This window comes from Ruegeria sp. B10 (assembly GCF_056539825.1).
This window is the reverse complement of record NZ_JBQFVP010000020.1, coordinates 19,139-43,482: the sequence shown is the minus strand read 5'-3', so window position 1 is coordinate 43,482 and position 24,344 is coordinate 19,139. Positions and strand designations below refer to the sequence as shown.

13 protein-coding genes are annotated in these 24,344 nt (G+C 56.1%); 11 read left to right on the top strand and 2 right to left on the bottom strand.

The genetic code is table 11. The features are described 5' to 3' along the window. Positions 1-188: 188 nt before the first annotated feature. The 6 genes from ACR0J4_RS21585 (at position 189) to ACR0J4_RS21560 (ending at position 16,555) form a co-directional block, all read left to right on the top strand. Positions 189-6,632: a type I polyketide synthase gene (locus ACR0J4_RS21585; RefSeq protein WP_170644101.1), complete on the top strand. Its 6,444-nt coding sequence runs from the start codon at positions 189-191 to the stop codon at positions 6,630-6,632. Positions 6,633-6,634: 2 nt separating this feature from the next. Next, positions 6,635-7,645, top strand: coding sequence for a glycosyltransferase family 2 protein (locus ACR0J4_RS21580; RefSeq protein WP_170644130.1), 1,011 nt, complete (start codon positions 6,635-6,637; stop codon positions 7,643-7,645). A gap of 2 nt (positions 7,646-7,647) precedes the next feature. Further along, positions 7,648-12,267: a MupA/Atu3671 family FMN-dependent luciferase-like monooxygenase gene (locus ACR0J4_RS21575; RefSeq protein ID WP_170644099.1), complete on the top strand. Its 4,620-nt coding sequence runs from the start codon at positions 7,648-7,650 to the stop codon at positions 12,265-12,267. 123 nt (positions 12,268-12,390) lie between these two features. Continuing rightward, positions 12,391-13,320, top strand: coding sequence for a hypothetical protein (locus tag ACR0J4_RS21570; RefSeq protein ID WP_170644097.1), 930 nt, complete (start codon positions 12,391-12,393; stop codon positions 13,318-13,320). Positions 13,321-13,445: 125 nt separating this feature from the next. Beyond that, a complete protein-coding gene (locus tag ACR0J4_RS21565) occupies positions 13,446-15,515 on the top strand; it encodes an autotransporter domain-containing protein (RefSeq protein ID WP_170644095.1) in 2,070 nt (689 codons plus the stop codon). Between the two features lie 161 nt (positions 15,516-15,676). Beyond that, the gene (locus ACR0J4_RS21560; RefSeq protein WP_480668814.1) at positions 15,677-16,555 is read left to right on the top strand and encodes a 2OG-Fe(II) oxygenase; all 879 of its coding nucleotides are present in this window, start codon (positions 15,677-15,679) and stop codon (positions 16,553-16,555) included. A 144-nt stretch (positions 16,556-16,699) separates the two neighbouring features. On the opposite strand, the gene epsE is transcribed toward ACR0J4_RS21560, so the two are convergent. Beyond that, positions 16,700-17,917 carry an exopolysaccharide biosynthesis GT4 family glycosyltransferase EpsE gene (gene epsE / locus ACR0J4_RS21555; protein ID WP_170644091.1) on the bottom strand — a complete coding sequence of 406 codons (1,218 nt, stop codon included), beginning with the start codon at positions 17,915-17,917 and terminating at the stop codon, positions 16,700-16,702. 86 nt (positions 17,918-18,003) lie between these two features. Further along, on the bottom strand, positions 18,004-18,792 hold the full coding sequence (locus ACR0J4_RS21550) for a WecB/TagA/CpsF family glycosyltransferase (protein ID WP_480668813.1): 789 nt from the start codon (positions 18,790-18,792) through the stop codon (positions 18,004-18,006). 162 nt (positions 18,793-18,954) lie between these two features. Here ACR0J4_RS21550 and ACR0J4_RS21545 point away from each other — a divergent pair, with 162 nt between their 5' ends. The 5 genes from ACR0J4_RS21545 to ACR0J4_RS21525 all read left to right on the top strand — a co-directional run bounded on the left by ACR0J4_RS21545 (position 18,955) and on the right by ACR0J4_RS21525 (position 24,329). Further along, entirely contained in the window at positions 18,955-19,812 is an 858-nt protein-coding gene (locus tag ACR0J4_RS21545; RefSeq protein ID WP_480668812.1) for a glycosyltransferase family 2 protein, read from the top strand. A gap of 100 nt (positions 19,813-19,912) precedes the next feature. Further along, the gene (locus ACR0J4_RS21540) at positions 19,913-21,034 is read left to right on the top strand and encodes a Gfo/Idh/MocA family protein (RefSeq protein WP_170644089.1); all 1,122 of its coding nucleotides are present in this window, start codon (positions 19,913-19,915) and stop codon (positions 21,032-21,034) included. Next, a complete protein-coding gene (locus ACR0J4_RS21535) occupies positions 21,022-21,993 on the top strand; it encodes an NAD-dependent epimerase/dehydratase family protein (protein ID WP_170644087.1) in 972 nt (323 codons plus the stop codon). The genes ACR0J4_RS21540 and ACR0J4_RS21535 overlap by 13 nt, the downstream gene beginning before the upstream one ends. Continuing rightward, entirely contained in the window at positions 21,990-23,246 is a 1,257-nt protein-coding gene (locus ACR0J4_RS21530; protein ID WP_170644085.1) for a glycosyltransferase family 4 protein, read from the top strand. The genes ACR0J4_RS21535 and ACR0J4_RS21530 overlap by 4 nt, the downstream gene beginning before the upstream one ends. Before the next feature lie 102 nt (positions 23,247-23,348). Continuing rightward, a complete protein-coding gene (locus tag ACR0J4_RS21525) occupies positions 23,349-24,329 on the top strand; it encodes a glycosyltransferase (RefSeq protein WP_170644082.1) in 981 nt (326 codons plus the stop codon). The last annotated feature ends 15 nt before the right edge of the window (positions 24,330-24,344 follow it).

Genomic DNA, 24,344 nt, shown 5'->3' with positions numbered 1-24,344 from the left:
ACACATAAGGCGCCGGTGATAGATTTCATGTCGTGGCTTCATGTTATGCGACAAGCCGGTAGACTGATTGAAAACCCAACCCGGTCAACAGGGTATCCATACAAATTTGAATGGCTGACGGGCCAGGTTTTCTTACGGATTCGTTTGGCAATCTCAACTATGCCGCCTACACTCAAACCGGTTTATTTATGGATGGTTCTACTGTGAGTATTTCTGCCAGGGACGGCGACATCGCAATCGTTGGCATGGCCGCGCATTTGCCCGGTGCGTCTTCGATTGCGGCATATTGGTCTAACCTGCGCGAGGGGGTGGAATCTATCCACCAACTCAGCAGGGAACAGCTCATTGCGAATGGTGAGACTCCACATTTGCTTGAGCGGCCTGACTATGTGCCGTATGCTGCGCCGCTGGATCGGTTCGAGGAATTTGACGCCGAGTTTTTCGGTCTTTCCCCAAAAGAAGCCGCCATCATGGACCCGCAGCACCGTCAGTTCCTTGAGGTCGCTTGGGAAGCGCTGGAAAACGCTGGCCATCCGCCCGAGAATTTCCCCGGACCTATCGGCGTGTTCGCAGGCTGCGGCATGGGCAGCTATTTCTATTTCAATGTCTGCTCGAACCGGGATCTGGTCGACGACGTGGGCATGTTCTTGTTGCGCCATACCGGTAATGACAAGGATTTCCTGTCGACCCGGCTGAGCCATATTCTAGACCTCAAGGGGCCGAGTGTGAATGTGCAGACCGCATGTTCGACCTCGCTGGTCGCAACACACTATGCAACGCAGGCTTTGTTGACTGGTGAGTGCGATATGGCGATTGCTGGGGGGGTTACGATCGAACTCCCTCATAACAGAGGTTATGTTTATAAAGAGGGTGAGGTGCTCTCACCCGATGGCCATTGCCACGCCTTCGATCATCGCGCGCAAGGCACTGTTTTTGGCTCGGGCGCTGGCGCTGTCATTTTGCGGCGTCTGTCTGATGCGATTGAGGATGGCGACCATATCTGGGGCGTGATCCGGGGCACCGCCATCAACAATGACGGCGCGGCCAAGGCCGGGTACTTGGCGCCATCTGTGGATGGTCAGGCCGCCGCGATTTCCGAGGCCCATGTGATGGCCGACGTTCAGGCCGACACGGTGGATTACATCGAATGCCACGGCACCGGCACCTATCTGGGTGACCCGATCGAAGTGGCCGCGCTGACACAGGCGTTTTCGGAGACCACGCAGGAAACGGGCTTCTGCCGACTGGGCTCGGTCAAGACCAATATCGGCCACCTGGATACCGCCGCCGGGGTGGCCAGCTTGATCAAGACCTCGCTGGCGCTGCATCACAAACAGATCCCGCCCAGCCTGGGCTACGAGAAACCCAACCCGGCGATCGATTTTGAGAACAGCCCGTTCCGGGTGAATGACACTCTGACCGATTGGGTCTCGTACAAGGGTCCGCGCCGCGCCGGGGTAAATTCTCTGGGCGTTGGCGGCACGAATGCTCATGCCATTCTGGAGGAAGCGCCCGAGCGGGCCGCATCCGAGCCGTCAGATTGGCCGTTTCAGATCCTCACGGTCTCGGCGCGGGGCAAGAAAGCGCTGGATGCCAACAGCGCGGCACTGGCCGCGCATCTGCGCGCCAATCCTAAACAAGATCTGGCCGATATCGCCTGGACCCTGAAAAACGGACGGCGCGGGTTCGAAAAGCGGCGCGTTATCGTCGCTGAAACCCATGAAGAAGCCGCCGCGATCCTTGAGGAAAACGATCCACGTCGGGTGTTCACCCATACGGTGATCTCGGACGCGCCGGAGCATGTCTTCATGTTCCCCGGCGGAGGCGCTCAGTACGCCGGTATGGCGCGCGACCTTTATGAGACCGAGCCTGTCTTTGCCGATTGGATGGATCGGGGTCTGGATATCCTGCAGGCCAAGCTTGACTATGATATCCGCGCGATCTGGCTGCCCGAACCGGGCCAAGAAGAGGCTGCGGATGAGCGGTTGAAGACGCCCTCGGTGCAACTGCCGCTGATCATGATCACCGAATATGCGCTGGCGCAGCTTTGGATGGAATGGGGTGTTCAGCCCGCCGCTCTGGTCGGCCATTCGATGGGCGAAAATACCGCCGCGTGCGTGGCCGGTGTGATGTCGTTTGAGGATTGCATCGGTCTGGTACATCTGCGCGGGCGGCTGTTTGATACGGTGCCCGCTGGTGGTATGCTGAGCGTCCCCCTGCCCGCCGATGATCTGCGGCCACTACTGGGGGATGACCTCGATCTGGGCGCCGTGAACGCCCCCAGCCTGAGCGTTGCAACCGGACCTCAGGCCGCGCTGGACGATCTGGAGGACCGTCTGCGCAATCAGGGCGTAGACTGTCAGCGCATCCCGATCGACATCGCGGCACATTCGCGGATGCTTGAGCCTATTCTGAAGGAATTCGGCGACTATTTGCGCTCAATCGAATTGAACGCCCCGCAGATCCCTTTCCCCTCGAACCGCAGTGGCAACTGGATCACCGAGGCCGAGGCCACGGATCCCGAATACTGGGTCGGCCATCTGCGCAACACCGTTCATTTCGCCGATTGCATCACCACGCTGTCCGAGAACCCAGAGCGTATCTTCATTGAGGTCGGCCCCGGCAAGGCGTTGGCCTCACTGACCGGGCAGCATGACAAGGTGGATACCAATCAAGTGATCAGCAGCCTGCGTCACCCGAATGATGACGTGGCTGACGATGCTTATTTCATGGCCATGCTGGGCCGTATCTGGGCTTTGGGCGGCGCGTTCGACTGGGAACAGATCTGGGGCGAGGCGAGGCGCAACCGGGTGCCTCTGCCCACCTATGCCTTTCAGCGCTCACCTTACTTCATCGAACCCGGCACGACACAGATCGAGACAGCCAGCCAATGGCTGATGCGCACCGAAGATCCCGCCGATTGGGGCTATCGCGTGGCATGGACCCCAAAATACGCGGCCTGCGATGTCGATGTCACCGGCGATCTGTCGGAAGCGGCGCAGGAAAGCTGGCTGATCTTTGCGGATGAGGCCGGGCTGTGTACCAACCTGACCGCGCGTCTGAAGCAAGCCGGTCACAAGGTGGTCACGGTCACGCCCGGCGATGCCTTTGCCCGCATCAGCGAGGATCATTACCAACTGGCCCCCGAACGCGGGCGCGAAAGTTATGATGCGCTGATCCGCGATCTGGTTGCACAGGAACGCATCCCAACCCGGATTGTGCATGGCTGGCTGCTGACACAGGCCGAGACCTTCCGCCCCGGCGGTAGTTTCTTCCACCGCAATCTGGAACAGGGTTTTTACAGTCTGTTCTTCCTAGCGCAGGCAATCGGGGACGAAGATCTACCGATGCCCCTGCACCTTCATGTCCTCAGCTCGGGCGCGCTGCAGGTGAGGGATGAAGCCCTGCCCTATCCCGAGAAAGCCACGGTCACTGGCCCGACCCGCGTGATCCCGCGCGAATTCCCCGGCCTGACCTGTGCGCTGCTGGATATCGACCTGCCGCAAAGCGCGGGCAAACGCCGTGCGCCTGCCCTCCCCGAGCGGCTGACGGATCAAGTGATGGAAGACCTGCTGGCTCCGCCCGCCTCGTTCACAGCGGCGATCCGCGCAGGCAAGCGTTTTGAACAATGTTATCGCCCGCAGGCTCTGGCGGAGCCGTCTCTGGACGATCTGCCCCTACGCGATGGTGGCACCTATCTGATCACCGGCGGTTTTGGCGGCATTGGCCTGACACTGGCCGAAGCGCTGATTACCAAGGTAAACGCCAATATCGTCCTGCTCGCGCGTGGAGACTTACCGCTGCGGGATCAATGGGAAACCGTGCTGAACAACTCGGCCCCACAGGACAAGACGGCCCGCCGTATCCGCGCCATCGAAAAGCTGGAAGCGGCTGGGGGTAAGGTGCTGCCGATGTCGGTAGATGTCAGCAACGTTGAAGAAATGCGCCGCTGCGTCGAAAGCGCCACACAGCAATTCGGCCAGATCAACGGCGTGATCCATGCGGCTGGCCTGATCGACGATGCACCTATCATGACCAAGACCATGATGGAGATCGAGGATGTCTTTACGCCCAAGATCCATGGCACGCAGGTCATCGACCAGATTTTCCCGGACGGATCGCTTGATTGGCTGGTTCTGTTCTCGTCCAGTTCGACTGCAACGGCACCTGTGGGTCAGGTCGATTACGTCGCGGCCAATGACTACCTGAACGCCTATGCTCGCGCGCGTTCGGGCGACAAAACGCAGGTTGTGTCGGTTAACTGGGGTATCTGGGCCGATGTGGGTATGGCCGCGGATGCGATGGAGGCCCGCACCGGCACTGCCGAGCCCGCGCCGGTAACCTCCGCAGATGTACCGATGCTGGATAAGGCAACATTCGATGAGGCCGGCAACCGCCTGCTGAACGCCACCTACAACGCCCATGACCGCTGGTTCCTGAACGATCACCGGACCAAGGCCGGTCATGCTCTGGTGCCCGGCACCGGCTATCTGGAACTGGCCTCCGAGGCCTTGCGGGTGCAGGGGGAAACCGGCCCGTTTGAAATTCGCGACCTATATTTCCTGCGCCCTCTTGCAGTCTCGGACAGTGAAGATCAGCAGGTCCGTCTGCGCCTGCCACGCAGCGATGTGGGCTATGACCTAACGGTTGAGAGTGGATCGGATGATGCGTTCGAACTGAACGCCCAAGCGAGCTTGTCTCTACTGCCGTTGATCACGCCAGCACGGCTGGATGTGGAGGCCATCGCTGCCCGTTGCGGCCCGGCCCATCAGGCCGAAGGCGCAGGCCGCCTGCGATCCCCGCAGGAGGCACATCTGAATTTTGGCCCGCGCTGGCGGGTGCTGACTTCAACTGCACTGGGGCAGGATGAGGGCCTGGCTCATCTGGCGCTGCCTGAGGGACTGCAAACGGATATACAATCGGGCTACCAACTGCATCCGGCTCTGATGGATCTAGCCACGGGCTGGGCGATGGAGCTGATCTCAGGATATCAGGCCTCGCACCTTTGGGTGCCGGTCTCCTACCGCTCGGTCCGCGTTTATGCACCACTGCCCGCGCAGATTGTCAGTTGGGTTCGCAACGCAGGCGAAAACCGCGCCGAGGGCGAGGCTGCCAGTTTCGATGTCACCATCGCCGCCCCGGACGGCACGATCTGCATCGAGGTAGAGGGTTTCTCGATCCGCCGGATGGAAGATGCGGTGGATTTTGCCTTCACCGAAAGCGCCCCTGCGATTACCTCTGAGGTCGACGCCCCCGCGCCCCTGTCCCCGGCCGAGGAGCGGCTGCGCCACAACCTGTCTCAGGGTATTCCGGCGACAGAAGGGGCCGATCTGTTCTTCAAGGCACTGGCCAGCGGGCAATCGCAGATCATCCTGTCCTCGCTGGATCTGGAGGGACTGATCGCGCAGGCCGCCGATAGCGGCGCATCCACCGAAAGCTCGGATCAGAAATTCCAACGTCCTGAGCTGGACTCGGATTACGTTGCCCCGGAAAATGACATCGAACGCCGCCTCGCCGGGTTCTGGCAGGAACTGCTGGGTGTTGACGAGATCGGTGTAGAGGACAGTTTTTTCGATCTGGGTGGGCATTCCCTAATCGCGGTGCGCCTGTTCGCGCAAATCCGCAAGGCCTATAACGTGGACTTCCCGATCTCGGTCCTGTTCGAGGCCCCGACCATCCGCAAATGCGCCGAACTGATCGCTGCCCGCGGCGTGCCGAAAGATGGCGACGAAGGGGACGCACCAGCAGCGGCCCCGGCGATACCGGAACGTCGCTTCACCCATCTGGTGCCAATGCATTCCGGCGAGGGCGGACCAAAGACTCCGTTCTTCCTAGTGGCGGGCATGTTTGGCAACGTGCTGAACCTGCGCCATCTGGCGCATTTGGTGGGCACCGACCGGCCATTCTACGGCCTGCAGGCGCGCGGTCTGTATGGTGATGAGGAACCGCACCGCGATCTGCGCGAGGCCGCCAAGGATTACATCGCCGAAATGCAGCAAGTACAGCCCTCGGGGCCGTACATGCTGGGCGGTTTCTCGGGTGGCGGTATCACGGCTTATGAGATCGCCCGTCAGCTAACTGAGGCTGGGGAAGAGATCGCGGCGTTGGTCATGCTCGACACGCCCCTACCGGTACGGCACCCGCTTAGCAAAGCGGATCGTTTGAAGATCCAGTTGCAAGAGATGCGGAACAAAGGCGCAAGCTACCCCATTAAATGGGCCAAAAACCGGATCGCATGGGAAATCCAGAAACGCCAACCCAAGGAAGAAACAGCTGAGACCGGCCAGCAATTCCATGACACCGAGATCGAGGCTGCGTTTTTGGAAAGCGTCAACAGCTATCCTCTGCATCCGTGGAATGGCCCTCTGACCCTGTTCCGCCCGCCTTTGGTCGGGAAATGGGAACTGGGGCCGGGCAAACTGGTACATCATGAGCGCTATTACCTGACCCACGACAATGACTGGACGCCCTGGGCCCCCAATATCGAAGTGTTCGAGGTGCCGGGCGATCATGACTCGATGGTGTTGGAGCCCAATGTCCGGGTGCTGGCAGCCCAGATGAAGACCTGTCTGGAAAATGCCGAGCGTCAGATCATGCATCTACGCCCGACTCTGCAGGAAGCCGCAGAATGAGCATGTCTGATCCCAAACTCCTGACGATTATCCTGAACTACAAGACGCCGGACATGACCCTGCGATCCGTCAGATCCGCACGGCAGTCAATGGAGGGCATCGCGGGCGAGATCATCGTTGTCGACAATGATTCACGGGACGGGTCTTTCGAGGCAATTTCGGCGCATGTTGCAGATCAGGGCTGGGATCAGGACAATCGCGTTCGGGTCGTCCAATCGGGGTATAACGGCGGTTTTGGTGCAGGTAATAATGTGGGCATCCGAACGGGCCTGTCCGATGGTACGCAACCCGACTACATCTACATCCTGAATTCAGATGCCTTTCCAGCACCGGATGCCATACACCTGTTGATGGGGCATCTGGAAGCCACGCCAGAGGCGGGTTTTGTGGGAAGTTATATCCACGGCGAAGACGGTGATCCGCATTTGACCAGTTTCCGCTTCCCTTCAATCGCAAGTGAATTTGAAAGCGGTATTAACTTTGGCCTCGTTACTCGGCTGTTCAAGAACCGGATCGTGCCCATTCCCATCCCCACTGAGACCCGCCCTGTCGATTGGCTGGCCGGGGCAAGCCTGATGATGCGTCAAAGCGTTCTGGATGAGATCGGCCTCTTTGACGAACAGTTCTTCCTCTATTTCGAAGAAACCGACCTGTGCCGCCGCGCCGCGCTGGCGGGTTATCGCACCGATTACCTGCGCCCCAGCGAGGTCATGCATATCGGGTCCGTCTCCACCGGTATGAAAAGCTGGAGCCGGGTGCCGACCTATTGGTTCGACTCGCGCCTGCATTATTTCATCAAAAACCACGGCCGGTTTTATGCGGCCGGTGCCACCTGCGTACATTTGACCGGTGGTTTCCTGCACTGGTTGCGGTGTTTGATCACCCGTAAGGACAGCGGTGTTCCGCCCCATTTTTTGCGTACCCTGGCCTGGCATGACCTGTCCGCCTGCTTTCGCGCACCCACGCGCAAAACCACGCAGGACAGCGCATCCAAGCCAGTTATTGGAGAGTAAAGATGCCTTTCAGCACATTTCTTATCGGCCATGAATCCCTTGTCATTCAATGCGGGGAAATGCTGCTGGAGGCGGGACACAAAATCCAAGGGGTGGCAACCCGCAACTCGGATGTCGAGGCCTGGGCACAGTCGTATTCCCTGCCCCTGCATGCCCCGGGTCAGGATTTGTCAGACCGGATCGAGGGGGTGTCGTTCGACTGGCTGCTCAGCATCGCCAATCTCGATCTGTTGCCGCAGACGCTTTTGGACAAGGCCAGCAAGGGGGCGGTCAATTTTCATGACGGCCCGCTGCCTCGCTATGCCGGCCTGAACGCGCCGGTATGGGCCATTCTGAACGGTGAGGCACAGCACGGGATCACTTGGCACAAGATCTCGGGCGGTGTCGATGAGGGCGGGATTGTCGCCCAGAATCTGTTCGATATCAGCGACCGTGAGACCGCCCTGACCCTGAATACCAAATGCTATGGCGCTGCCATCGAGAGCTTTGGTGATGTCATCCGCGCGCTTGAGACGGATCAGCCCACGACCCCGCAAGACCTGTCGCAGCGCAGCTATTTCGCCAAGAATGACCGCCCGGCGGCAGCCGCTAGGCTGGATTTCTCCAAGCCCGCAACCGAACTGGCCGCTTTGACCCGCGCGTTGGATCATGGAGAATACTGGAACCCGCTTTGCTGTCCGAAGATCGAGCGTGATGGCCAGATCTGGCTGGTCGGCTCGGTCGAGGTCAGCGATCAGCAAACCGACGCGACACCCGGTACCATTCTGGCAAGCACAGCCGACAGCCTGACCGTTGCAACAGGTGACGGAGTGGTTGAGGTCAGCGGATTGCGCAATGGTTTGGGGGCTTCGGTCTCGACCGATGGACTGTTGAACGGGGGCAGCGCCCTGCCCGTACCTACCCCAGATCAAGTGGTGCAGATCGACCGTTATGTTTCTGCCACTCTGTCCGCTGAACCCGAATGGCGCATCCGCCTTGAGGCGCTGCAACAGATCGAGATCCCCCTGAGCAACACAGCGGCCCCGTCCGGTGCGCCTCGGTCGCAAGTGCTGCACCTTCCAACTGGACTTGACAATATCACCGCCCAAACGGCGTTGGCGGCCCTCATGGCGCGGCTTAGCGACACCATACATCTTGATCTGGCGCTGCGGCTATCGGATGCGGCATCACCCTATCTCAACAGCTGGGTTCCGATCCGCTTTGCGGCTGATCAGGTCTTTGCAGAGGCGCAAGAGGGGCTGAGCCAAACCATCGCACAGGCCCGCGAGATGGGTCCGTTTGCTTGCGATTTACCCGCGCGCATGCCGGGATCAACTCCGCTACAAACGCCTGCGATCGGTTTGTCCGATGACGTCTCGTTTGGTCTGGTTCCGGGCACAAGCCTGACTCTTGCCGCATCCGGGGATCAGGCCGCGCTGTTTGTGGACAGCGGACATATCTCGGACGCGGCTCTGCACCTGTTTGTGGCCCGGCTGGAAAACCTGCTGGTGGCACTCTCTGATCAGGCGCAGCACAGTCAGACGATTCAGGACCTTCCGATCCTGCCCGAGACCGAGCGTGCTCAGATCCTGCAGGACTGGAACGATACCGACACCGCATACGATCAGACCTCCTGCGTGCATCAGCATTTCGAGGCGCAGGTCGCACGCACGCCAGATGCCCCGGCGCTGGTCTTCGAGAACCTTAGCTTCTCCTACGCCGAACTGAACGCCCTGGCCAATCAGGTTGCGCATGTTTTGCGTGAGATGGGTGTGGGCCCCGATACGCTGGTGGGTTTGCATGTCAAACGATCCCCGCTGTTGTTGATCGGAGCGCTGGGGATCCTGAAGGCGGGCGGAGCTTATGTGCCGATGGATCCGGCCTACCCCGCGGATCGAACGGCGCTGTATCTTGAGGATAGCGGCGCAAAGGTGGTGCTGACGGAATCCGCGCTGGCCGCAAGCCTGCCTGATCACGGCGCGCAAGCCTTACTTCTGGACACGGACCCAAGGCTGGGAACGGCTGCGACGGACAATGTCGACAGCGGCGTGCGTTCGGAGAACCTCGCCTACATGATTTACACCTCTGGCTCGACCGGACGCCCCAAGGGGGTCATGGTCGAACATCGCAACGTGTCGAATTTTTTCACCGGCATGGACGATCGCATAAGTCATGATCCGGCCGGGGTCTGGCTAGCGGTTACCAGCCTGTCCTTCGATATTTCGGTGCTAGAGCTGTTCTGGACGCTGGCGCGCGGCTTCAAGATCGTTCTCAGCGATGACGAAAACCGCGCGTTGGTCGCAGGTGATGCGAGTGCCGGGAAATCCATCACCGGCAGGGGGATGGAGTTCAGCCTGTTCTACTGGGGCAACGACGATGGCGTCGGGCGCGACAAATACAAACTGCTGCTTGAAGGCGCAAAGTTCGGAGATCAGAACGGATTCTGCGCCGTCTGGACACCCGAGCGTCATTTCCATGCCTTCGGTGGCCCCTACCCCAACCCGTCCGTGACGGGTGCAGCCGTCGCCGCCGTGACCGAGAATATCGGTGTCCGCGCAGGCAGCTGCGTCGCGCCGCTGCACCATACCGCGCGCATTGCCGAAGAATGGGCGGTGATCGACAACCTGACAAACGGGCGCGCAGGGCTTGCTATCGCCTCTGGCTGGCAGCCTGATGATTTTGTCCTGCGGCCCGAGAACACGCCGCCGGAAAACAAGCCCGCGATGCTCGAAGCGATCAGCACTCTGCGTCAGCTCTGGGCTGGTGAAACGGTAGAATTTCCCACCAAGTCCGGGGATATGCATGGAGTGGTTACACAGCCGCGCCCGGTCTCCAAAAAACTGCCCGTCTGGGTCACCACCGCTGGTAATCCGGACACCTGGCGCGAGGCCGGGGCCATCGGGGCCAACGTCCTGACCCACCTTCTGGGCCAGAGCGTGCAAGAGGTGGCCGACAAGATCGGTATCTACCACGCTGCGTTGCGCGAAGCGGGTCATGATCCCGATGATCACACAGTCACCCTGATGCTGCACACCTATGTCGGGCAGGACCGTGAAGAAGTGCGCGAGGTCGCGCGCGAGCCGATGAAGGACTACCTGCGCTCGGCCGCCGGTCTAATCAAGCAATATGCCTGGGCCTTCCCGGCCTTCAAGAAACCCAAAGGTGTCTCGAACCCGTTCCAACTGGATTTGGGTAGCCTGTCTGATGAGGAACTCGAAGGCATCCTCGATTTCGCCTTCCTGCGCTATTTCGAGGATTCTGGCCTGTTTGGCACCGTCGAAGACTGCCTGAACCGGGTCGAAGAACTGAAACGCATCGGTGTCGATGAGATCGCATGCCTAATCGACTATGGCATATCTGTCGATCAGGTGATGGAGGGTCTGAAGCCTCTGGCCGAAGTTCTGCGCCAGTCCAATCAGGATACAGAGCTGGCCGAGGATGACTATTCCATCGCCGCTCAGATCATCCGTCACAAGGTCAGCCATCTACAATGTACCCCCAGCATGGCCCAGATGATCCTGATGAGCGACGAGGCGCGGTTCGCCTTGTCCAAGATCAAGCACATGATGATCGGCGGTGAGGCCCTGCCCGGTTCGCTGGTCAAACAGATCAACAAGCTGTCGCCTGCGCATATCGAAAACATGTACGGGCCGACGGAAACAACGATCTGGTCAACGACCGAAACCGCCGTTTCTGCCGAAGGCGTGATCAATGTCGGCACGCCAATCGCCAACACGCAGGTCTACGTACTGGACGAACATAGAAACCCCGTTCCCATCGGCGTGGCTGGAGAGCTGTATATCGGCGGCGCTGGCGTCACCCGCGGTTACTGGCAACGTGAGGACCTGACCGCCGAGCGGTTCGTGCCTGACCCGTTCTCAGATATGCCGGGCGCACGGCTCTATCGCACCGGAGATCTGGTGCGCTGGCGGACGGACGGACGGCTCGATTTCCTGGGCCGGGCCGATCATCAGATCAAGCTACGCGGCTACCGTATCGAGCTGGGCGAGATCGAAAGTCTTATCGACGCGCAATCCGGCGTGCGCCAATCCGTTGTCATCGCGCGCGAGGACACGCCCGGACTGGTTCAACTGGCGGCGTATATGACGGTCGACCTCCCGGTGGATGACAAAGCACTGCGTCAGGCCCTGTCTGCTCAACTGCCGGAATACATGGTCCCGACACATTTCGTGACGCTGGACAGTTTCCCGCTAACACCGAACCGGAAAGTCGACCGCAAGGCCCTACCCGCACCCGCTGCGCAGAAACCGCGCGTTTCGCAACCTGCGTCTGAGCCTGTCTCAGGCGGTTCAGCCACGCAAAAGATTGCGGCGATCTGGTCGCAAATTCTGGGAGTTTCCGATATCAGCGGACGGGACAATTTCTTCGATCTCGGCGGGCATTCCCTTTTGGCGGTACAGGCACACCGGGAAATCCGCAAAGAGCTGAACGTACCTGGGCTCAGCATCACGGATATCTTCCGCTTCCCGACTTTGGCAGGCTTGGCCGAGACCATCGAGAAGAAAACCGGAGTGAAACCGGCTGACGCAGAACCGGCCCAACCAGCGCAGGACAAAGCAAACAATCGCAGCGATGCAATGGCCCGCCGCCGCGAAATGCGTGCCCGCAGACGGTCGGCGTGAGCAGGCTGATAGAGATACCGACCCGGATATCAGTATGAGGGTGCAGGGTGCCAAATTGCTAGATAGGCCCGTGTTGCCCAGAGAAGCGCCTGCGCCTACGCACGACACCACGAGGGTTGCACTATGATCAAACGCTTTATTCCGGCTTTCCTTTTGGTTGGTATAGCAGCAGTGGTTGGGTTGGCGCGATTTGGGGCTACTAAGCCCATTGATGTAGCGGCGTTTGATATTTTGTACGACGTACCTGCTCCTCCGCCGACAAAGCCACAGAATGTCTTTCATCTGGGTCACAGCCTTGTCGGCCCTGACATGCCAGTAATGTTGCAGCAATTGGCCGGAGAAGAGCACCACTACAGCAGCCAATTGGGCTGGGGAACGTCGCTGAAAGCCCACTGGGAGCCGGATGAACCGATCAACGGGTTTGAACTGAGAAACATGCCGTCTGAATATAAAGATGCCAAAGAGGCAATATACTCAGGGGAATACAATACTCTGATATTGACCGAGATGGTCGAGATTCAGGCAGCTATCGAATATTTTGACAGCGCAAAATATCTGCATGAATGGGTGCAACTTGGTCGGCAGTCCAATCCGGACATACGTGTTTATTTTTATGAAACCTGGCACCCTCTGGACGATGAAGAAGGCTGGCTTGAGCGGCTCGACAAAGATCTGGAGCGCTATTGGGAAAAAGGAATTCTGCGCTCCGCCCTCGCCTATGAAGACCAGCCCGAGCCAGTCTATATCATCCCAGCGGGTCAGGTCATGGCGCAGTTCGTACGAGAGGTCGAACGCCTCGGAGGTGTCGGGCCGATAAACGATCGCAGTGATTTGTTCTCCGACGAGATTCACCTTACTGATTACGGGACCTATCTTGTGGCCCTGACCCACTATGCCGTTCTGTACCAGACATCACCGGTTGGCCTGCCATATGAACTGACCAAAACTGATGGTACATTTTTTGACAATCCCAGCCCTGAAGCGGCGGAACTCATGCAAGAAACTGTTTGGGATGTCGTGACAAAATATAGACCTACCGGCATTCGTTCGTAGCAATGACGCAATCACACAACAACTAAATAGTTAATCCCGTGCAATCGCAGCGGTCGTTTGACCCGCAGGTAGTGAATTGTGTAAATTCATCGGATAACGTTTTGAAGTTGGTAACAAGTAAAATGATGCTGCACGGCACCTGGATTCGCATATTAAGTGCGGCTATCGCGGGGACGATTTTTCCCCTTCTTATCAGTGTATCTGATGCGTCTGCACAGTCTGTCTGCGGCCTGAGCAACACGTCCTCTTGTGTTGTTCCAAGCGGAACAACAATCCTGCGTGTGGAAACAACGGGTAATGGGTCGAGTGTCCAGAATCTGGGCAGGGTTGATGGAGATATCGATACCCTTGATGATTTATCCGGGGTCGACAATGTGGGCAGTGTCGGGGGTAATATTAGAACATCTGGCGACGGTTCCAATATCTCGAACGCGGGCACGGTTGCGGGTTTCATTGAAACCAGAGGTGAGAATTCTGCAATCACCAATAGCGGCAGTGCTGATGAGGTGTTTGCCCGAGCTGCAAATGCTCGTGTAACAAATTCCGGGACGGTTGTTCAGAATGTCACGCTTAATGAGATGGACGCAACGTTTGCAAACTCGGGCACCATCAACGGGAATGTTTTGACCTTCGGATCGGGAGCTAGGGTCACGAATACGAATTCCATCGGCGGGTTCATACAAACGGTTGGCGAAAACTCGGTTGTGGAAAACACTGGTACCGTTGGCGCGTCCAACACCGGTATGTTTGATGACGCGATTGCCATCGGAGGTCGAAATACACGCTTCAGCAATTTTGGTGTTGTTCGAGGACAAGTCCTGACGGTCGGGATAGAAACAGAGATTGTCAATGCCGGGACGGCAGGTTTTATATCGGTTGGCAGTTCAGCTGCTGACTCACGCGTAAGCAACTCCGGCTCAATCGGATCATTTTCTAGCGCAAGCGACAATACTCAGTTGATCAACTCAGGGTCCATTGGGCGCAGTGGTGCGGATAGTATCACCTTTCTTGGCTCTGGTGCATCTCTGGCTGTGCTGCCGGGGTCCATTATTCAAGGCAACATATCTTTCCAAGGCGGGGGAACGCAGACTTTGGAAATTGGAAACGGGCTATCCCTCGATTACACGTTTTCCGCGACCCCAAATCGTATCATGACAAATGGTGCCCCCTTCATCTTGTCCGGAAATCGCCTCGCAGCTGTGGATTCAACCATTTTCTCCACGCAGGATGAACAGCTTGCTGACCTGACGGGCGGTATTGCGTCGGTCCTAGACAGTCGGTTTTATGGTTTAAGATCACAACGTCAGGAAACGGCGACCAGAAGCCTGTCATCTGTCTCGGGTGCATCGCCGGCCTCTGCTCAGGCGGTGTGGATTGATACGTTTGGTTCGTATCGCAATCAGGATTCCGATGGCTCTGTGACGTCAAATACCCAATGGGTTGGCGGGTTGATGCTGGGCACAGACCCTGTTGATATTGGTGGAGTGCAGACCGGCTTCTTTGTTGGCGGCTCCAAAGGTAGGGTAAAGACGGACACAGATAGCCAAAGCGTGGATAGTCAGAGTTTTTTTGTTGGTACGTATGCCACCACACAGGGAGCGGGGCTGACGTTCGATTTGGCGCTCACCGCTGGCTATTCATCGTTTGACCAGGAGCGACAGGTTCTCAACAATCTCGCTACGGGTGGCGTGGAAACGGCGACTGCGGATTTTGATGGTTGGTTTGTGTCGCCCGCATTGACGGTGACAAAACCGGTTGAGATTGCCGGGCACCGTCTGGAGGGGAGCCTTGCGCTGCGCTACGCGGGCCTCTTTCTGGATGGATATACGGAAAGCGGCGCTACGGCCAATCAAACGGTAGACAGCCGGAACGTGCACATAGGAGTGATGCGCTTGCAGATTGCGGCTCCATTCGAGTCTGTTTCCGCAGACGGCTCTTTCTTAAGCTATCGTCTGCGCGCAGGTTTGGAGGCCCGAACCAATTTTGGCGGGGATACCATTGAGGGCGCTTTGTTGGGCCAAGATATCAGCTTCAATCCAGGCGGTGACGATAGTGTTTTGGGTGGCTATCTAAGTCTGTCCGGAGAGTACTTGATGGCAAATGGCATGAATATCGAAGCAGGCGCTGAGGGGATCATCGAGAGCACGGGCTCATATCAGGTTTCAGCCTATGCGGGTTTGGAGTTCCGTTTCTAGGGCGAATTTCCATGTGTTTTCTGATCAGGAAAGGCGCTCATCACTGTTGGAAAGTTCGAAAAATGCGCGGCGTTGCCAGCAGCTTTCTTTGTTGACACTGAACATGGCTGCCGTGCACTTTATTTTCCAGGGTATATTGCATTGTTGATTGAGGTTTTATGGTGACAGATTATTCTGAAACGCTGGCAGGGGACGACAAGGATTTTTCGGTTTACCCGCTTGATTGCGATACTCTTTATCTTGATGCGAAGCAGGCGGCGGATATAGGAAAGAAATTTGCAACCGAATATCAATCAGGGCAACCGTATCATTATATAGGCATTGATAACTTTCTGCCTGAATCTGTTGTCGAAAAAGTAAGGCAGGAGGCGTTATCGCAAGGTGAGAAAGCCCCGGAGCATCTCAGTCCACAAGAGCATCTGAAGACGTCCTACAATCCAGATATTCTTCCTCTATATTCACGTGCTGTATTTAATGCTCTAAACTCCAAGTCTTTTCTCAAGTTCCTTGAAGAAATGACGGGCATCAAAGGGCTTGTCCCGGATCCTTATTTTTTGGGCGCCGGAATTCACAGAACCAATAACGGCGGTTATTTGGGTATTCACGCAGATTTCAATTATCACAAGCCAATGCATCTTGAGCGTCGGTTGAATGTCCTGATTTACCTCAACCCAGATTGGAAACCGGAATACGGAGGCGCATTCGAGATCTGGACGGATGATATGCAGGAACAGATTGCAACTTACCCTCCAGTTATGAATCGCATGTGCTGCTTCTCGACCAGTTCGACAAGTATGCATGGAAACCCAGAGCCAATTAATCATCCAGAAGGCATCCCCCGCCTATCAATTGCGCTTTATTATTATACGGCTACTTGGTCCGACAGCCATGTAGCACATTCCACACTTTTTCGTGTGCGCCCTGGTTCATCTGACAAAACCGAGCATCGGGAAAACCGGCTGCATAAGATGCGAAAATACACTCCTCCTGTTTTACATCCGTTTGCGGAGAAAGTGATGCGCAAGTTACGTATCACCTAGGGTTAGGATGTATTATTCCCGTACTACTGACGCGTGAACACTAAAAACAGATGTCTTGAGAGCGTCGGGGCGGGAGCCGGTACCCTATCGGAACACTATCAATCGTTTTGTGTTCCTCAAATGCGCGGGCTTAGATTTCAAACATTATTCAATGTGCCGGTTCAGTAGTATATCCGACATTAGCTTTGCGCTGCGGGAGGACGAGAAGTGGCGCTGGATTTTTCTTCGCCCTTTTTGGCCCAGTGAAGCCCTCAATTGAGGGGAAATCATCACGTGATGCATCATTTGCGCGAGGGCATCTGGTTCGTTGGGTGGGACTAGCAATCCATCCTCTCCGTTGTCGATTAACTCTGCCACTCCGCCTGCATCGGTCCCAAGTGTTGGCAGGCCGCAGGACATAGCTTCCATGTAAACGACGCCCAACGGTTCATGTTTGCTGGCAAGAACGAATCCATCGCTGGACTGCATGAGCTCTAATACTTTCGTCTGAGGTACGGATCCTAGTAGAGTTATTTTGCTTTCTATGTTTTTCGCTTTGATTTCGTGCTCTAGGACTTTTCGATACCCGTTGCCCCCTAGCTCGTCTTCGCCCGCAATTATCAGTCGGAACTTCAGATCCGGGTAATCCTGTTCAAGCTGTTTGACGGCCGGCAATAGTGTATCAAAACCTTTCACCTTGTTCAGCCGGGCGCAGCAAAACCAGGTGAAACCATCAAAATTGTCTGACTGGACAATTTGGGCAGGTACAAAATGATTGGTGTCGACACCCATGGGGGCGATGTGGATTTTATCTGCCAAATCCGGCATCCGGTTTAATGCTTCTTGGTACAGCAGGTTGGTTATGACAAATACAAACGCTGCGTGCCGCCACTTATAGTTCTGGTAGGCGCCGTAGTCGGAAAAAGGGCCATGTAAAACAAGACTGTAAGGCAAGTCATACATTCTATGGCACATCACGCCCAACAACGCAGAATCCGCACATGAGTGGATATGCAAATGATCAATTCCAAGTGCTTTGCATTGCCGTCCCAACTTTGTGGCCATAGCCAAAAGCGCCCAAGCCTTTGGCTTATGCAAGACTTGCCAACTGTCTTTATGACCGAGAAATTTTGGGACCCGTCGGAGAAAGTCAAACAGGGCAAATGCGCAGTCTTTGAGGCTGAAAGGATAGAGGTAATGTGGATCAGCATCTTTCAGCCATTCATGGGTGACTGGCTGTGCGGGCAGCCGGGTGCTGATAATTTCAGCGTTTAGATTGTGGTCTTTGCGAATGATCTGGATTTCTCGCCAGAAGAAGGAATGCGTTTGCCCGGGAAATTCCGGAATAAGAAAACCTATTTTGCGAGGGATACAGTTTGCCATAGGTGCTTCCAGAGTTATCCGATGGTTTGAGTTTGATACTAGGGTGGCGCTATGAACAGTTGTAGTTGCGCCGCTCTTTAGCTCTTTTATTCGCCGTGAAGGAACCGTGTGCGGAGTGCGCCAAAGGTTAAATGAGGCAGGATCAGGATACAGCGCCCATAACGAAGCATAAGACGGCGGGGATTGTGCAACATGCGCCAGACCCATTCTACCGCCAGTGTTTGCATCCATTTGGGAGCTCGTTTTTGAGTTCCAGCGATAAAATCCAGCCCCGCCCCAATTGAGACAAACCCGCATTGCGGCGCGATCGTGTTGCCCTTTATAGCGAGTATCTCCTGTTTCGGAGCGCCCAATGCAATGAAGCACAGTTTTGCGCCAGAAGCATTTATAGTTTCCAATATCGAAACGGCATTTGAGCCTTCCGGATCGAATCCAAACGGGGGGGCTATGCGTGCGACAACCTGCAATCCGGTATGTTCCTGTGCCAGTCTCTCAGCAGCTGTATCAAGCGTGTCTTGTGTCGCGCCCAACAGGGCGATAGGGATTTTGTTTTGCGCGGCCAGCGCCGCGAGTGGCTGGATCAGTTCCGATCCTGGGACAAGCTCGATCCTTTTACCGGCCAGTCGGGAGAGCCAGACAATCGGATTTCCATCCGCAACAACGTGGCTATGAGATTGATACGCCGATGAAAAATTAGCCGAGCTTCGTAATTTTACAATGTGGTCCAAGTTGAGTGTGGCCACAGTGAAGCCTCGGTTATTGCTCCAGTGAATCTGGATGCTCTCCAATAGCTTGGCGCGTGTGGGTGTGTTCACAAGCGCTAGCAGCCCTGCAGTTGAAAGGGTCGCCGGGGCCGCCATAACAGTTTCATTCATTGCGGAACTCATTCACTGAACTGGGAAATCCCTTTTTTTTGATGAATGACAGAATATGAGATGTCCATGATGCTTTGATGTTTCTTCAAACTCTGGCATCACAAACGGGATTTGATTTAATCAAAAGCATTACAGGTGAATAGAAATGTGCATGAGGGATCCGTGAAGTCTTCCTTTGCAAATAAATCAGAAGATTGTCTGACTGTCATTATAGCGGCCCATAATGAAGAGAACTACATCGCTGCCTGCTTGGAAGCGTTGACAAGGCAGACAATTTCATCTGGCCATTTAGCGGTTGTTGTGGCGGCGAATGCCTGTTCGGATAGAACAGTTCAGATTGTGGAAACATTCAGAAGCGCCTTCAAGGCAAAAGGTTGGCAGCTGCATGTTCTGGATATCCCTGAAGCTGGCAAGCTGAATGCATTTAACAATGCGGATCAGATCATTGCGGGTGGAGCACGTCTTTATCTGGATGCAGATGTGCTGTGTGATCCCGAGTTGCTGGAACAGATCCGAGCGGCTTTGGATGCGCCCGGACCACGTTATGCGACAGGAACCTTGCAAGTCACTCGTGCGCGAACTTGGGTCACACGACGCTATGCTGATATGTGGGTGCGTTTGCCGTTTGTGCAAGGCGGTACAGTCGGCGCTGGCTGTTTTGCGGTGAATTCTACCGGCCGGGCCCGCTGGGGGGCATTCCCGAACATCATTTCTGACGATACATTTGTACGGCTACACTTTTCGCCAGAAGAACGTCATGAAGTACCTGCAGCCTATCATTGGCCAATGGTCGAAGGGTTCCGGAACTTGGTACGCGTTCGTCGCCGACAGGATGCTGGCGTTGCCGAAGTGCGCCGCTGCTATCCAGTTCTTGAGAAAAATGAAGGGAAATTCAGCCTTTCAACGAGAGATTTGATCCGGTTGTTCTTCGAAGTTCCTGCCGGTTTTTTAGTCTATATGCTGGTGCATGTAACCGTCAGGCTTCGAGCCGGTGGAACGGAGTGGACCCGAGGCCGGTAGAGGATGTATGAAACGACGAGTTTGTTTCGCCAGTAGTTTGCCACAAAGGGATTCTAAGAAAGATTCGATTAATTCCGTTCAAAGGTAATGGTGCTGCTCAATGAGCATAGTTTCTATAATCGGCTGTGGGTTTGTCGCCGATCTCTACATGAAATCTTTTGAAAGCTTTCCAGAAAGCCGGGTTTGTGTCGTCTATGACCAGGACACCGCTAGAGCCGAAGCTTTTGGGGCATATTGGTCTGTTCCGGTCGCCCAGTCTTGGGGCGAATTCGTTCAGATGCAGGCCCCTGGTAGTCTGGTTTTGAATCTGACCAACCCCTCCGCGCATTACGACGTTACCCGCCGGGCACTGGACTCTGGATTTCATGTATATTCGGAAAAGCCGTTGGCGACGCAGATGTCACATGCGCAAGAACTGTACGATCTGGCTCGCGCGCGCGGTCTGATGTTGGCTTCGGCACCATGTAGCGTTCTGGGAGAGGCCGCACAGATTGTTATGCAGTCGGTTCGGGATGGGGTGGTTGGTACCCCCCGGTTGGTTTACGCCGAACTGGATGATGGGTTCATTCCGCAGGCCCCACATCAGGATTGGCAGAGTGTATCGGGAGCCCCCTGGCCCTTTGAGGATGAGATGCAGGTCGGGTGTACACTGGAACATGCCGGGTACTATCTGACATGGCTTATCGCGATATTCGGATCGGTCGAGCGGGTGGTCGCGGCATCCGCGAACATTCTACCCGACCTGTTGCCGGAAGAATCCGCGCCGGATATGTCCGTTGCGGTTCTGTTTTTTAAGAGCGGAATGGTTGCCCGTCTGACATGTTCGATTGTCGCGCCGCATGACCATTCACTTCAGGTCGTGGGGGACAATGGAGTACTTAAGATAAACCGGGCATGGGATAACGGGGCACCTGTCCGCTTTCACCGCCGGGTGCGCATCCGGCGCCGTCTGCTTGAGAACCCGATTGGGAAACGCCAGCATCTGAAAACAACGCCGCCCCCTAAAGTGAGGCGTACAGGCGCGGCTTCGATGAATTTTGCTCTGGGCCCGATGGAGATGCTCAATGCGCTGGAAAAGCAGCGCCCAAACCGACTGACACCGGAATTCGCCTTGCACCTGAATGAAGTCACATTGGCCATTCACAATGCGGGTCAGGAAAACGGTGTACAGATTATGCAAACCCACTGCCAGCCGATGGAGTTGCTACCATGGAAGGGATGAAGATCCTTGTCACTGGTGCTGGCGGGTTTGTCGGGTGCCATACGGTCGCTACTCTGCGAGAGCGGGGACATCATGTTTTGGCTTTGGTCAGGCAGCGCAGCGGCGCGTTTCTGGACTGGTCTTACGATCCGGGCATCCAGATTATAGTGTCTGATCTGATCTCGCCCGCCGAAGAATTGCAAATGGCATGCGCCGATTGTGATGCAGTTGTTCATTGTGCGGCGCTTATGTCTGGCAATGACGAGGATCATGCCGCCTCTACACTGCCAATGACCGAACAAATCGGACGAATGATGCCCAAAGGGGCTCATCTGGTGTTGGTCAGCTCGTTGTCCGTTTATGATGTGTCTGCTGTGCCATCATTCGCAGTGCTGGATGAGACCACGCCGCTGGAGCAGGACGGTATCGGCCGGGATGCCTATTGCCGAGCCAAGCTGGCTCAGGAAAGTATAGCCCGCAAACTTGCGGCAGACCGCGGCCTTGTTCTGTCGATTTTGCGACCGGGGGTGATTTTCGGCCCTGGGCGACTCTGTAACAGTCATCTGGGATTGGGATTTGGCCCTTTTCTTTTGCGCATCGGACGACAGGGGCAGCTTCCTCTCAGTTTTGTCGAGCATACAGCACAGGCCATTGCTCTTGCTGTAGAGCAGCGTGAGGGATGCGGCGTGGTGAATGTCATTGACGACGACCTACCCGACCGAGGCGTTTTCGTGAAAGCCTTACAAAAAACAGGATGGCCACGCGTCATTCTCCCATTACGCTATAGCCTGTTCTCAAGGATTGCCGCTATCGGTGAGCTGTTGCCGCGATCGCCCGGACTGTGCCGGCGCAAAACACTGGCCGCGCGCTTGCAGCCGCAAAGATATTCCAATGCCATGCTACACAACAGGTTGGGCTGGACAGCGCGCTATAGTTTTGAGCAGGCCATGAGCCGATCTATCGAAAAGGATCATGTGTGACATTCTCCGGTCCTATAGCTTATCTTACTGGGGAATACCCGCGCGCGACTGACACGTTCATTCAGCGAGAGGTTGCGTCCTTACGTGGCCAAGGCGTGACGGTTCTGACCTGTTCCATACGCAAAACAGGTCAAGAGCATCTCGTCGGCGAGGAACAGCGGGCCGAAGCTGCGGAAACTTTCTATGTTATACAGGCCGCTCGTAACCTGGGATATCTGACGGGATGTCATCTGCGGGCGTTGACCCGGGACCCCAGACGATACTTTTCCGCCCTGAGGTTTGCAGTTCGTACCAGCGCCCCAGGCGCCAGAGCATTCTTGTATCAATTGTTCTATTTCTTTGAAGCGGTTGTTCTAGCTGATCATTTGCGCCGAAACGGAGTACGCCATCTGCACAATCACATTGCAAAAGCCAGCTGTACCGTAGCGATGTTGACCAGCCGTGTCTCGGGTATCCCGTTCAGTTTTACACTGCACGGCCCGGATATCTTTTTCGAGCCAGAACGCTGGCGCTTGGACGCCAAGATATCCGAGGCGAAGTTTGTTGCATGCATCAGTCATTTTTGCAGATCACAGGCTATGGCATTCTCGCACAAAGATGATTGGGACAAGCTTCACATTGTTCATTGCGGGGTCGATCCGGTCCGATATCAAGGCCGGGATGTCACGCGCCAGGGGAACCAGCTTCTTTTTGTTGGACGACTGGCTGGTGTTAAGGGGGTTCCGCTGCTGTTGGAGACAATGCGGACTCTTGGGCAAGAGTTTCCGAACCTACGCCTTGTTTTGGTTGGGGATGGGCCAGAGCGCGCTGTTCTTGAGCAGCAGGCTAAGGAGATGGGTGTGTCCGATGCGATTATGTTTGCCGGGTACAAATCGCAAAGTGAAGTGGCGACCATCCTTATGGAAAGTGATGCCCTTGTTTTGCCCAGCTTCGCTGAGGGCGTCCCGGTCGTGTTGATGGAGGCCATGGCGGCCAATCTGCCAGTTGTTTCTACTCGTGTTGCAGGCATACCCGAACTTGTCGAAGACAAAGTCAGTGGGGTTTTGGTCCCCCCGGGGGATGTCACGGCCCTCTGTGCCGGCTTGCGTCAGGTCTTGTCTGACGGCGATTTACGCATCCGGATGGGGGCCGAAGGCTACAAGAAAGTCACTGCGGAATTTGACGTAGAGCAAGAAGCTGCCTGGCTTCTGCGCATCATCTCCACTTACTACAATACGAGCAAAAGGCCGGGATTGCGTCCGGAAGCAGAATAATGGCTTTGAATTTTTTGTACCCCAAGATGCGACGGATTATCGACCCAGTAACAGATTGCAGGCCTGAGGGGCCTGGTACAGCAAAAGCGTGGCGCTGAGGATATGCAGGCTGAAACATTGATAGCGGCCGTTGTCATTGGTCGCAATGAAGGCGCAAGGCTGGTGCGTTGCCTTGATGTGTTGGCAGAGCAGAATGTGCCCATAGCATATGTGGATTCTGGATCTACGGATGACAGTGTCGCTGAGGCCCTGGCGCGTGGGGCGATTGTGACAGAGCTGGATTTGTCCCTGCCCTTCACGGCGGCGCGCGCGCGCAATGCGGGGTTTGAAGCGCTTGAGGCCCATGGTGTTGAAACCAGGTATATTCAGTTTATCGATGGGGACTGCGCGCTTGTTCCCGGATGGCTGGACGCCGGAGTACAAGCGCTGAGTACAGACAGCACTTTGGGGATTGTGACTGGGTGGCGCGCTGAAATTCATCGCAATCGAAGCGTTTACAATGCTTTGTGTGACTTCGAATGGCATCGCCCTGCTGGAGATATCCTGACCTGTGGTGGCGATATGATGGTGCGTCGCAGCGCTTGGGAGCAGGTCGGAGGGTTCAATCCGAATGTCATTGCAGCCGAGGACGACGAATTCTGTGTCCGCATTCGCGCGGCGGGGTGGAAGATAAGGCGCTTGCCCTGCCCGATGACTCAACATGATGCTGCCATGACCCGGTTCTCGGAATGGTGGCAGCGCGCCATACGCAGCGGGCACGGCTTTGCACAGGTTGGGGCGTTGCATCCTCAATACTTCAGACGGGAACGCCAGAGGGTGTGGGTCTATGGATTGATACTGCCTCTGCTTGCTTTGGCCGGGCTTGGTATTTCCTGGCTGCTGCTTGTTTTCGTGATCGGGCTGTATGCTTTGTCTTATTGGCGCACGATCAGAGGGTTGATCAGCGCGGGCTTGCCCCGACACGAGGCATGGCATCACGCCGTTTATTTATCGTTGTCTAAGGTGCCAAATATGATTGGTATGGCTGTCTATTACTGGCGTCGGGCCTTTGACCGCGACATGAGCATAATTGAGTACAAATAATTGGAACGAGTAGTG